Consider the following 12,477-nt stretch of genomic DNA (forward strand, 5'->3'; position numbering starts at 1 on the left):
AAAGCGTTAAAGCACAAAAAAGATTACAAGGGGTGAGAATATGAACTTTTTAAGGATAGCTTCCAGGGATATAAGCAGTACGCTAAAAAATAGATTTATAAGAGTTTCTGTAATTGCTATAATTATCGTCCCACTTCTTTATAGTTTATTATATTTAGCAGCTTTCTGGGATCCATACAGTAAACTTAAAAGTATGCCTGTAGCTATAGTAAATTTAGATGAAGGTACTGAAAAGGATGGGAAGCAAGTTAATTATGGAGAAGATGTACAAGATAAATTAAAGAAAAACAGTGAATTAGGCTGGAGATTCGTTTCTTTAGAACAGGCAGAAAATGGTGTCAAAGGGAAAGACTACTATGGTATGTTTGTGATACCAAAAGATTTCTCGGAAAAAATTGTAAGCGCTAAAGACGGAAAACCAGAGCAGGCCACTATAACTTTCACGGAGAATGATAAGAAAAACTTCCTTGCATCTCAGATAGATGGCAAGGTTCAGCTTCAGCTAAAGCAGGAAATATCAAAAACAATTACAGAGGAATATACGAAAGTTGCCTTTGACAGCCTTAATACGGTTAAGGATGGAATGAGTCAAGCAGCAGATGGAAGCTCGCAGGTAAGTGATGGAACTTCTAAACTGAAGGATGGAAGCACTCAGTTAAAGGCTGGACTAAGTACACTAAATAGTAATGTGCCTTCGCTTTCACAGGGAGTGTCACAGCTATATTCAGGAACTGAAGCTCTTGACAATGGAGTAAATAATCAGAATATAGACTCCAATGGAAATCCTTTGGGACTTAAAAAAGGAACAGTAACTTTAGATGCTGGAATCAAGCAAGAGCAAGCTGGGATAAATACCTTAAAGGCTAAGCTGGATGGAGCCTTGTCAGCCTTTGGGGCACAGAATAATTCTCTTTCAAATCTTTTAAGCGATAAAAATGTAAGTGGACTTAAGAGCACTATGAAGGATGTTAACTTTTTATCCAGCACAGATATTAGCAGTATAAAACCACTCTTAACTCAAGAAAATCTTAACTTAATAGGAAAAACTACTGCTGATGCGGAGGCTTTAAAGCAAGCTTACGACAGTAATCCTGAAATAAAAGCATCTGCAGCAACTATTTTAAGCACAAATCCTAGCGATGTAAAAGCACTTATTTCAGGCACTGAAAACCTTGCATCAATAGCTAAAACTATTAACGTAACGGATAATGACACGGCGGCTATGAAAAAAGTAGTGGATAATGCTGGCGTATTAAAGAATCTTATGGTATCAGTACAAAATATACCTAATATAGATGGCTTAGATCAGATGGTTACTCAGCTTCCTGCATTTATGGACAATTCAGGAGCTCTAGCAAACATATTAAAAGATTCCCAAACAGTACTTGGAAACTTTAATAAGCTTGGAACTCAGGAAGTACAGAGTCTTTCTACAAGCAATGATACTATTTATGGAGGAGTAACTGCCATAATAAATGCAGCAAACCCAGCTAATGGGGCTGATATGAAAAAGCTTGTAGAAGATTACCATAAGCTTGTAGGACAAAACGTAATATCTATGTTTTCCTCTCAGGAAGGAAGTCTGCTTCAGGAAATTGGAGCACTTAGCGGTAAAAGTGATGGAAATGGCTCCACAACTATAAAGGATCTGGAAGCTTTGCTTCAAGCGGCAGTAAATGGTGGAAGCGCTCCTGCAAGTTTACTGGAAGGACTTAAAGGCTATGAACAGTATGCAGCTTCTACTACTGAACTACTAACGGATATGACCAAGCTTAATCAGGAGATGTCAGCTTCAGCTTCACTTATAAATCAAGCGCAAGCCATGCTTACAACCTTGGACAATTTAAAGACAAACAGCCCGGAGCAGTATAAGGCTTTAAAAGAGACCATAGGAAGCCTTCCTCAGTTGGAACAGAGCTTAAATGGACTAAAGAGCTCAGGCATTTTAGAGGCAACTAATACGATATTAACTTTTGCAGCTACAAACCAGACTCAAATTGATAATATAATGGCTGCACTTCCTCAGCTTAAAACTCTATTGCAAAATAATGCAGATAAGCTGGCGGCAATAAATACCTTGTCACAAAATTTAATGCAGCAAGATACTCAGAAAAAGATTAATGCTGTTATGACAGACTTGAATCAGGCTGAAGTTGTTATAAACAGCTTAGATAAAGCAAAGCTTCAGCAGCTTTTAAGTAAATCTCCTGAGCTTATAGCTACAGTTACTGATCTGGAAAATCAGATGAAAAATAACAGTGATGCATTAGCTCAAATACAAGCAGCATTAAATGATAATAATATAGAAAAAGCAAAAGAGCTGATAGCTTCCTTGCCAACCATGACCTCAGGCATCACAGCATTAAATGATGGAATAAACCAGATTTCCAATGGTTCAACTAATTTGGTTAATGGGGTGACTACTTTAGGGAATGGTACTACAGAATTAAAAAATGGAGTAGGAACTTTAAATTCCAGTGTTCCTCAACTATCTGATGGAATAAGCAAGCTTACAGATGGAGGAACTCAACTGGATGATGGTTTGGGTAAATTAAAATCCGGCAGCGATGAGCTTACATCAAAATTGCAGGATGGTGCTAAAACTCTTAAGGATGGAGTTAAAAATGATGGAACCAGTATGGCAACTTTCGTATCAGAGCCATTAGCCATAAACAATAAGCCTATGAATGCTATTAATAATTATGGTACTGGTTTTACACCATATTTCATTCCTTTATCCTTATGGGTGGGAGCTATAATGATGTTCTTCGTAATAACTGATAAAGTAGATGAAGATATAACTGCAAGCTCACGCTCCATAGTGCTAGGCAAATTCTTATCCTATGGATATATAGGTATAATGCAGTCTATGCTGGTAAGTGTAGTGGTGCTTTGTTTAGGATTAAAACCTGATAACCTGCTGCTGTACTTTGCAACCAATGTGATTATGTCCTTTGTTTATATAGCCATAATACAATGCTTGATATTCCTGATGGGAGATGCAGGAAGACTGCTTGCTATAGTGTTTTTAATATTGCAGCTTACCTCCAGCGGAGGGACCTTCCCATTAGAGCTTGTACCAGGGCTATTTAAAGCGTTAAATCCATTTATGCCATTTACCTACGCTACTTCAGCCCTTAGAGAGGCTATATCCGGTGTGGATTATGCAGTATATACAAAGGATATGTTTATCCTAATAGCTGTTATGATAGTATTCTTAATCATATCAGTTACACTTAAGAGTCATGCGGATAAGCTTAAAGAAAAAATACAATCAAAGAAAGAAGCCGCAGCTGCTCTTTAGCAAAAGCTTGAATATACAAAAACCCCTGAATAATAAGAAAATACTTCTTATTATTCAGGGGTTTTTAATTTCCTGGGAAATGTTTAAATAACTCACATTTTACCTGATTTAATTATGGATATAAGCACCCAAAGAGCCATTACTGCAGCTATGCCGAAGCCCAAAATCCCAATTACAGATACTCCATGAATCTTGCTGCCATTATTAAAATTAACTATCAGGGAAGAGCCTATTATCATGGAGGAAACCATAAGACCCGCCACCATTCTGTTCACCATTTTGTTAAGAGAATTTATAGGATTTTCTAAATTCTTATGTTCAAATTGAATCTTTGCTCTGCCTCTTATCAAGCTTTCAGACAGCTCTATAAGCTTTGATGGCAGCCTAGCAGAATTTTTAGTAAATACGATTGCTTTTGAAGCTATATCTTCTAAACTTAAATCCTTAAGCTGACTCTTTCTTAGATTTGATATAACGTAGGGTTTAGATAATTCCAGCATATTTATATCTGGAGATACTTTTGTTAGAACGCCTTCTATTATCACCAAGGATCTTGCCAAAAGTACAAGATTTTTGGGAACTCTTAAATTATTTCTTTTGGATATATCCATTATCTCTTCCAATACTATAGAAACCTTTATATTCATGAGCGAGGTGGAAAGATAGCTGTCAAATAGATAGTCAATGTCTTCATATAGCTGATTCCTATTTACATATCCGGTTCTTACTCCTATGGACATGAGTATGGAGATGAGCTTATTTATATCATTAAAAACTATAGAGGTTATAACTTCGTTCAAAGCACTTTTCAAGGAATTAGGTATGTTTCCCACTATTCCAAAGTCAATAAAGCATATTTGACCATTTCTTATAAGAAGGTTGCCAGGATGAGGATCACCATGAAAAAAACCATCTTCAAATACTTGTTTAAAGAAGGAAAGGGCTAAATTTTTGCCTATGCGATTAAGGTCAGTTCCAGACTTCTTTAACGCGTATACATCAGAAATTTTTATTCCATTTATTTTTTCCATGGTAAGCACATGAGTGCTGGTTATTTCTTTTATGACATAGGGAACTGCTATACCTTCAACTCCTGTGTTAAGTTCTTTGAATTTATCCATATTGCTTGCTTCTATCTTGAAATCAAGTTCCTTCTCAGTAGATTCCATTATCTCATCCAAGGCTTCCTTAGGATCCACTAAGGTTTCGCCTATTCTAGCCTTAGTAAAGCTGAGAATTCTTTTTAGTATGGATATATCAATTTTCATTTTTTCATATATGTGAGGTCTCTGAATCTTCACAAGCACTTCTCTTCCATCGAAAAGCACAGCTCTATGTACCTGAGATATGGAGGCAGAAGCAAAGGCTTTTTTATCAAACTGTTTGAAAAGTTCATCTATAGACATATTGAAGTCTTTTTTTATTACCTCAGATATTTCTTCAAAGCTTTCAGGAGGAACATTATCTTGAAGCTTTATAAGTTCGTTTATATAATCTGGGGGAAGAATATCAGGTCTAGTGCTAAGTATTTGACCTATTTTAATAAAGGTGGGGCCTAGCTTCTCAAAGGCCATTCTGAGATTTTTAGGTGATTTATTGTTTTTGCTGATCTTTGAATCCACAATAAAGCCGAAGCCATATTGAGCCATTATTTTAACTATTTCCTTTAATCTTTGCACAGAATTTTTATAAACCATTTAATCACACCTTTAGTAAATTAATTTGTAGGGATAAAAAGTATATTTATGAATAGTATATATTATAATCAATCTATTATAATTTTAACATAATTGTCTTATGAATTACTACTTTTTGAGGTAAGAAGTGGAAGGCAATATGGAGGCATAATTTATTGTTATTTGAGATAAATGATGAAGTATAGTGAGTCAATTAAGAGGTTTATAAGCTTTTCAGTTCCTTTTATACTTGTTTTATGCTGCAAATTAACATGTTAATTTGCGTTGATATTATCAGCAAAACAAGATATAATATTTAAAAAAGGGGATGATTAAAATGCCAAATATTAAACCAATTTCTGATTTGAGAAATTATACAGAAGTGCTTAATGAAGTATCAGAAAATAGTCCCGTTTATTTGACTAGGAATGGGCGTGGAGAATTTGCCATTATAAAGCTTGCGGAATTGGATAAATTAAAGTCTAAAGTTAAGTTACTTGCTAAGCTGGAAGAAGGTGAAAAATCTGCCCGTGAGAGAGGTTGGCTTTCTCCAGAAGATGTAGAAGCTGAATTAGGATTATAAATTATGACAAAAGTTGAATATTCGCCAATGGCATTAGAAGATTTGAAGAACATAAGAGACTATATTTTAACCAATTTTGGAGACAATACTGCAAAACAAGTTTTAAAAAAAATTACGTCTGATATCAGAAAGCTAGAACAATATCCTGTATTAGGAGTTGACCTTGGAAATATTATTGATGTTCCTACGGAATACAGGTATATATTTTCAGAAAAAAATTATATTTTTTATCATCTTGAATTTGATAAAATTCGTATTGTACGAGTTTTAAATGAGAAACAAGATTATATAAAACAATTATTTGGTATTATGACTGGATCGGATGAAGAAAATTAATATCATATCATATTTTTTATATTACGGATTAACTGTAACTAATAAAACTGCCTTTACATAATTGTTACCATAGTATATAATAATATATTGTGAAAAACAAATTTAATATGTGCCCATAGCTCAGTAGGATAGAGCAGCGGTTTCCTAAACCGCGTGCCGGAGGTTCGACTCCTCTTGGGCACACTGAGAAAGCTCTTGCAGATTCAATGACTGCAAGGGCTTTAATTTTGTAATAAAGTAAGGATAACTTGCAGGTTAATTATAATTATTAATAACAAAATAAGAAAGTGCACTATAAGTTACACTTTCCTAGATATGAAATATACACATTATGAATGCGCTATTCGCTTTCAGCATATCTTTTTATTTCAACAGTAAGTTCAATTAAAGTTTTATTAACAATTCCTTTTATAAATTTCTGTTCATCTTCTCCAAGCGTTATAGATACAGTGGAACCTTCTTCCTCATCTTCATCTTCATAAATTGGCTTTACAGCAATGGATTTTAAGTCATCTAAAACTGATGAAGATGTAACTGAGCAAATATCGCCTTCTTGAGCTTCTGAGGCTGCTATAAATGATTTAAATGGGATCCAAACAGTTGTATGACGGACAACACCATCTACAGCAATGTTATCATCTACCACGCCGCAGCTTGGCTTAGGCTGTTCCTTCTTGTTTTTATTCTTGTTCTTATTGTCGCTATTCTTATTATTTTGCATATTTACATAGCCATTTTTCTCGGAGTTGTTTGAATTTTCATTACTTTTTTCTTGGTTGTTATTCTCTGAAGGTGGTCTTTTTGCGGTAGTATATAAAATATAGCTATTTAGATAACCACTTACTAAAATAGTCCCATTGCCAACCTTTATGTCTTTTACTTCGATTTGATCTTGGATATTAATTACTTTTAATACTACATCTTTCTTAGGTGCATCGAAAATAATTTCTCTTTCAATTAGTTCTTGACGAGATGCTTTTCCAATCGATATAAGTTCAGCTTTTTTATTTATATTATTGTCACTTATTCCTTGTGGATTTAAGTTTGTTTCCATATGTCTGCCTCCTCTATAATCTTGTTAGTGCAAAATTTTTATATAACTGGCTAATATCTATATTCATACCGCTGTTTTTGGTTGTCATTACCAAGCTTGACACTTTTTATCCTAGTTATAATATATTTCGAAATTTTTAAAAGGTTCATTGCCAACAGAGAAAATTTCATATTTAGTACTGTTAAAAAGCTTAGTACGTGTAATAATACCCTTTAATAGAAATACTTTTATGTTAATAGATAAGCTACAAAGTTTATTTTTCTTCAAATATATGACATATTATTTTGTTTTTATGAATATAAAAAACTTTATTTCTGCTGTCTTTAACTATGAAATATTCACTAGATTCTCCTAGAAATATTCCATTAATGTAAGAGTGTTTATTACCGGATTCAATCATTACCGAAACATATTGTCCTTTATCATCTATTTCTTTTTCTTTGCTTTCCTCTAGATTTTCTGACATTGATTTCACCCCCCTATTCTACAATTGGTAATTAATATAACTCTCATGATGAAGAATAGCAGCATAATTACAGGCTCGATATAGTATATTAACGCCATAAATAAATGTTCAGCTAAGTTACTTGTTTAAAAATTATTTTAGTTGCAGGATTTTTCGTAACATTATTGACTAAAATTTAATAATATATATTGAGAAAATAAATTTTTTAATTAAATATAATTAAAAATAAGTGATTCTATTAAAGACTTTTAAAGATTATAAGGAGGCCATTAATATGAACATTAAAGTACTAGAAGAAAATTATCTAGGAACAAAAATTACAGTCGTAACAAAAAGCGGCAACAAGATACAAGGAGAAATTTTAAGAACTAGCGAATATTCTGATTTCATAAAACTAAAAACCGAGAATGGAATAACAGTAATTAATATTAGTGCAGTTGAAAGCATATATTAATCGTCATGTAAATTTAACTATAAGAATGTTTATAAGAGGAGGAAAAATTGATGGATATTAGCAAAATAAATGAAGGTGAACTTGGTTATAACGTAACAGTTGTTACATTGAGCGGAAATAAAATACAGGGATCTATTCTAAATAATACTGAAGATCCAGATGTATTAAAACTTAAAACCGAAAAGGGTATAGTAATTGTAAATAGTTCATCTATAGAAAGTATATATTAAAATTTTATCTTGTAATTATTGTATTTTATGATTATAAGTTTAAATAAACACAAATAATTTAGAGGCTACCGTAGCGGTACCTCTTTTACATATACAATCATCAGTAAGTACAGTATATTAACAGTTTAATTGGGAGGAATTTATATAATGTCTGATTATTGTTTTAATGATTATGATAAATTTATAGGCAAATATATTACAGTTCTTTATGACTGTGACTCCAAATGTAGAAGGCTTCATTGCAAACTACTTCGGTATTATAAAAAAAGTCCAAAAGAAGAACTTGTTATATTAAAAGCACATAATAATATGATTTATCACATCAATTGTGATAAAATTGTATACTGGACAGCAGAGTATAAAGATATGGATACTGAAAATCAAGATGCTTATGAACCCAGCGATAAAGCTAGCGAACCTGCTGAAGTGGTTGAAAGTGAAGATTTATTATTGGAAAAAGCACCAGATAAAGAAATTATGCAGCTTCAAACTAACATTCCTGATGTACAATTTCATGATGTGACTCCGCCCCAGGAGACTAAAATAATTTACTCTTATTCAGCAAACTTACCGAAAGACAATATTTGCTTACCAGAAAATGAAGCTATTACTTATGATGAGCTGCAAGACAATGTTATACTGCCAGAGAGTGAAGAGAGAAAAGACAATTATAATAAAAATGTTTTAAAATCCCCTCTGGCATCATTTATAAATTCCAATTTTCAAGGAGTTTATTTAACGATTTATACTACCTCTACCCAAGTCATATCAGGAGAGGTTATCTTTAATTATGATTATCTAATTGTTTTAAAATCAGATGAAAAAACATATTATATAAATCCTGATCAGATTACTTATTTTTGCTAAATTTCAAAAGAGGATGTTTCATAATCAAATATGAAACATCCTCTTTATTAATCTTCAGAATATCTTTTTATATCAACATTTAATTCAATTAATGCTTTAGCAACTATTCCTTTTATAAATTTATGATCTTCTTCATTGACTTTTGTAGAAATAACTGCTTCCCCATTCTCTTCTTCTTCTTCTTCTTCATAAATTGGCTCAATAGCAATTGATTTCAAGTCATCTAAAACAGCTGAAGATGTAACTGAGGAAATATCTCCTGCTTGAGCTTCTGGAGCAGCCACAAATGATTTAAATGGTATCCAAACAGTTATATGACGAACAACACCATCTAAAGCGATGCTTTCATTTACAATACTGCAGCCTGGTTTAGCTTCTTCTTTATTCTTATTGTTTTTATTACTCTTATTGTTTTGGTCATTTACATAGCCGTGGTTTTCAGAGCTATTATTTCCATTGTTTTTTCCTTGATTATTGTTTTCAGACTGTGGTCGTTTCAAAGTAGTGTATACAATGCAGCTATTTAAGTAACCACTTACTAAAATAACCCCATCAGTTACTTCTGTATCCTTTATTTCAATATCATTTATAATATTAACTACTTTCAGCACTACGTCTTTTTTAGGAGCATCAAAAATAATTTTTCTCTCAATCAGCTCCTGGCGTGTTGCCGTTCCGACTAATTTAGGCTTGATATTCGTAGTTAAGCTATTATCTCTTACTTCTGGTGTATTTAAGTTTCTTTCCATATGATTACCTCTCTTTATAATATTTTAAACCCTTTGCTATATCTAATTATTGCCAATATATACTAAGTTTTAAAAATTAACTTTTCATTACATATTATTAAGCTCTAATCAACAATGTTACGAAAATTCCTACAAATACGATAATTTTTCCACAAGTAATTTTATTAACAATGAACCTTTTAAAAAATTGAAAATATATTATCATAGGACTAAAAATTTTCTTAGCTCATGCGACCTGTAAAAGTGTAAAAAATTAAGAACAGCGCCTATAAAAATATATTTTTTTATAATTTTTGGGCTGAATCTCATATCTAAAAAATTATTACTTAAGGAGGGTATAAATATGAATGTTAAATTAATAGAAGAAATTTATTTGGGAACAAATGTAACAATTGTAACAAAGAGTGGCAACAAAATACAAGGCGAAGTTTTAAGAGATAGTGAAAACACTGATTTCATAAAACTTAAAACTGAGAATGGATTGATACTGGTTAATATCAATGCAATTGAAAGTATGTATTAATTCATATTGAAACTTAGCTTTAAATTAATACTGCACAGATACAGTATTTATCAAATTATAATGAAATCCATAAGAGGAGGAACAACTAGTGAATATTAATAATTTAAATGAAGGCGAACTTGGATATAACGTAACTGTTGTTACATTAAGTGGCAATAAAATACAGGGTACTATTATAAAAACTGATGAAGATACTGATATATTAAAGCTTAAGACTGAAAAAGGCATAGTAATATTAAATTCTGATTCTATAGAAAGTATTTACTAAACCTTATGCTCTTATTGCAATATTAGGCAACTAAAATTTGAATGCGGGTTTCTGAGTTAGGAATTAATAAGCATTAGTTAAAACTTAGTAGTTTAAAGTGCTTAACTGTATAAAGCTTAATTTTAGCTTAGAAGCCCTATATACAATATACTTAGGAGATATTCATAATGATGAAATCTGCAGATGAAGATTAGCAAAATTTAAGAACGGGAGGACAAAAAGATGAGTACCGTGCTAATAATAATTTTATTAATATTGTATACAGTTTGGTGTTATAGATACGATGAAAAATTAGAAAATTCTAAATATAACGCTTTAAATATTTTCAATTCATATAGAGGATTCAAACCTTCACTTAGAGAATATGGAAAAATGCCACGTCACATCTATAAGTTTTATTCTCATAATGAGAAAATAGGATTTTCACCCCCGCCGCCTCCACCACCGCCGCCCCCAAAACCAATTAAGCCATGGAAGGATTTCAATTTTATAGCTCTTTTCTCTGTACTGATCTTTGGAAGCTTAATTATAGCCACTTTTAGTGTAGCTATAGCAACAATTTTTGTATTCATTATGACAATGATAATTATTTTTTTAAGACCAGCAGAGATAAATGAAGCATATCCTGCCTCGGTAGGAGCAATAATTTTGCTTTTTATCGGAGTTGTAAATTATTCTAATTTGCAGGATATTACCAATAAAATTGGTGGGGCTTCTATTACTATCATATCCACCATTGTTATGGCAGTTATTCTTGAAAGTTTTGGGTTCTTTCACTGGGTTGCAGCTGCACTAGCTAGATTAGCAAAAGGCTCTGGGTATCGATTATATTGGTATATACAATTATTATGCTTTGTTATGACCTTACTTTTTAATAATGATGGCAGTATTTTAATTACCACTCCCATCCTTATATTGTTATTAAGAAACTTTGGATTCGTATACCCACATGAGCTTATACCTTACCTGCTAAGTGGAGCGTTGATTGCAACAGGTTCAAGTACACCAATAGGTGTAAGTAATATAACAAATTTGATTGCATTAAAGATTATAAATATGACGCTTTACGACCATACGAAAATGATGTTTATCCCAGGTACACTAGGACTTCTATTCATGTCAATTTTGATGTTTTTTGTGCTAAAAAGCAAACTTCCGCGCACTCTTCCTAAGCCAATGGTAGAACTTGATGAGATGTTTTTTTCAAAGATGTTTCATTCAGTTAAAGGAAATTTCTCTCTTGATACAAAAGAAAAAAGAAAAAGTTTTATGCTAAAAATGTTGGCCTTTGTTTTTGCGATACGATGTCTATTATTTGTTGCATCCTATTTTGGAATTCCAATAGAAATTGTTGCAGTATCAGGCTCAATCATATTGCTGATATGGAGATGGCATTATTTAAAGACAAACCCCAAGGATATTCTAAGGAAAACTCCTTGGCATATATTGTTGTTTGCTTTTTCGATGTATGTGATTATTTATGGTTTGAATAATATCGGATTAACCGCCGTTCTTATAAAATTCTGTGAACCAATTGTGAGCAAAAGTCTCTTTCACGCAAGTTTTTTAATGGGAGGACTAATTTCTGTTCTATCCAATATTTTTAATAATCACCCTGCCTTAATGATTGGCACTATAACATTAAGCAACATGGGATTAGATCCCATTACGCTGAAAACAATCTATTTGTCTAATATTGTGGGAAGCGACATAGGATCATTGCTCCTTCCAATTGGAACTTTGGCTTCACTAATGTGGATATTTATACTGGAGAAAAATGATATTAAAGTGCCCTGGAGGGAATATGTAAATGCAACAATTGTGGTAATACCAGCTACAGTAATATTCACTCTGACTTTGCTATACTACTGGGTTCATTTAGTGTTTGCATAGCGGAATTTATCTATAATTTATAAAAATCCTTGCAGTTCGAGTGGCTGCAAGGTATTTTGTTCTTTACAATTACC

The 12,477-nt window shown here is 32.3% G+C and carries 13 protein-coding genes and 1 tRNA gene; 10 read left to right on the top strand and 4 right to left on the bottom strand.

Going from position 1 to position 12,477, the window contains the following annotated elements; genetic code table 11:
• Positions 1-40 precede the first annotated feature (40 nt).
• Positions 41-3,304, top strand: a complete 3,264-nt coding sequence (locus IAI10_RS18240) for a YhgE/Pip domain-containing protein (protein WP_315674742.1) — start codon at positions 41-43, stop codon at positions 3,302-3,304.
• Between the two features lie 92 nt (positions 3,305-3,396).
• Here the strand turns inward: IAI10_RS18240 and IAI10_RS18245 are convergent, their stop codons facing one another.
• Positions 3,397-5,001, bottom strand: coding sequence for an AarF/ABC1/UbiB kinase family protein (locus IAI10_RS18245; protein WP_315674743.1), 1,605 nt, complete (start codon positions 4,999-5,001; stop codon positions 3,397-3,399).
• Between the two features lie 316 nt (positions 5,002-5,317).
• On the opposite strand from IAI10_RS18245, the gene IAI10_RS18250 reads away from it, so the two are divergent.
• The 3 genes from IAI10_RS18250 (at position 5,318) to IAI10_RS18260 (ending at position 6,082) form a co-directional block, all read left to right on the top strand.
• Complete coding sequence (locus IAI10_RS18250) at positions 5,318-5,563, top strand: type II toxin-antitoxin system prevent-host-death family antitoxin (protein WP_315674744.1); 246 nt, start codon at positions 5,318-5,320, stop codon at positions 5,561-5,563.
• 3 nt (positions 5,564-5,566) lie between these two features.
• Positions 5,567-5,899 carry a type II toxin-antitoxin system RelE/ParE family toxin gene (locus IAI10_RS18255; RefSeq protein ID WP_315674745.1) on the top strand — a complete coding sequence of 111 codons (333 nt, stop codon included), beginning with the start codon at positions 5,567-5,569 and terminating at the stop codon, positions 5,897-5,899.
• A gap of 109 nt (positions 5,900-6,008) precedes the next feature.
• Positions 6,009-6,082: transfer RNA gene (locus IAI10_RS18260), tRNA-Arg, on the top strand.
• Positions 6,083-6,239: 157 nt separating this feature from the next.
• Here IAI10_RS18260 and IAI10_RS18265 read toward each other — a convergent pair.
• On the bottom strand, positions 6,240-6,953 hold the full coding sequence (locus IAI10_RS18265) for an SPOCS domain-containing protein (protein ID WP_315674746.1): 714 nt from the start codon (positions 6,951-6,953) through the stop codon (positions 6,240-6,242).
• A gap of 253 nt (positions 6,954-7,206) precedes the next feature.
• Complete coding sequence (locus IAI10_RS18270; protein WP_315674747.1) at positions 7,207-7,419, bottom strand: hypothetical protein; 213 nt, start codon at positions 7,417-7,419, stop codon at positions 7,207-7,209.
• A gap of 274 nt (positions 7,420-7,693) precedes the next feature.
• Here IAI10_RS18270 and IAI10_RS18275 point away from each other — a divergent pair, with 274 nt between their 5' ends.
• The 3 genes from IAI10_RS18275 to IAI10_RS18285 all read left to right on the top strand — a co-directional run bounded on the left by IAI10_RS18275 (position 7,694) and on the right by IAI10_RS18285 (position 8,970).
• On the top strand, positions 7,694-7,873 hold the full coding sequence (locus tag IAI10_RS18275) for a hypothetical protein (RefSeq protein WP_315674748.1): 180 nt from the start codon (positions 7,694-7,696) through the stop codon (positions 7,871-7,873).
• A 50-nt stretch (positions 7,874-7,923) separates the two neighbouring features.
• Positions 7,924-8,103 carry a hypothetical protein gene (locus IAI10_RS18280; protein WP_315674749.1) on the top strand — a complete coding sequence of 60 codons (180 nt, stop codon included), beginning with the start codon at positions 7,924-7,926 and terminating at the stop codon, positions 8,101-8,103.
• A 147-nt stretch (positions 8,104-8,250) separates the two neighbouring features.
• The gene (locus IAI10_RS18285) at positions 8,251-8,970 is read left to right on the top strand and encodes a hypothetical protein (RefSeq protein ID WP_315674750.1); all 720 of its coding nucleotides are present in this window, start codon (positions 8,251-8,253) and stop codon (positions 8,968-8,970) included.
• A gap of 47 nt (positions 8,971-9,017) precedes the next feature.
• On the opposite strand, the gene IAI10_RS18290 is transcribed toward IAI10_RS18285, so the two are convergent.
• Entirely contained in the window at positions 9,018-9,719 is a 702-nt protein-coding gene (locus tag IAI10_RS18290; RefSeq protein ID WP_315674751.1) for an SPOCS domain-containing protein, read from the bottom strand.
• Positions 9,720-10,062: 343 nt separating this feature from the next.
• On the opposite strand from IAI10_RS18290, the gene IAI10_RS18295 reads away from it, so the two are divergent.
• The 3 genes from IAI10_RS18295 to IAI10_RS18305 all read left to right on the top strand — a co-directional run bounded on the left by IAI10_RS18295 (position 10,063) and on the right by IAI10_RS18305 (position 12,403).
• Positions 10,063-10,242 (top strand): hypothetical protein, encoded by a 180-nt coding sequence (locus tag IAI10_RS18295; protein ID WP_315674752.1) that lies wholly within the window; start codon positions 10,063-10,065, stop codon positions 10,240-10,242.
• An 88-nt stretch (positions 10,243-10,330) separates the two neighbouring features.
• Entirely contained in the window at positions 10,331-10,510 is a 180-nt protein-coding gene (locus IAI10_RS18300; RefSeq protein WP_315674753.1) for a hypothetical protein, read from the top strand.
• Between the two features lie 222 nt (positions 10,511-10,732).
• Positions 10,733-12,403, top strand: coding sequence for an arsenic transporter (locus IAI10_RS18305; protein ID WP_315674754.1), 1,671 nt, complete (start codon positions 10,733-10,735; stop codon positions 12,401-12,403).
• The last annotated feature ends 74 nt before the right edge of the window (positions 12,404-12,477 follow it).

The organism is Clostridium sp. 19966, from assembly GCF_032335695.1.
Lineage (GTDB): Bacteria > Bacillota > Clostridia > Clostridiales > Clostridiaceae > JACTOJ01.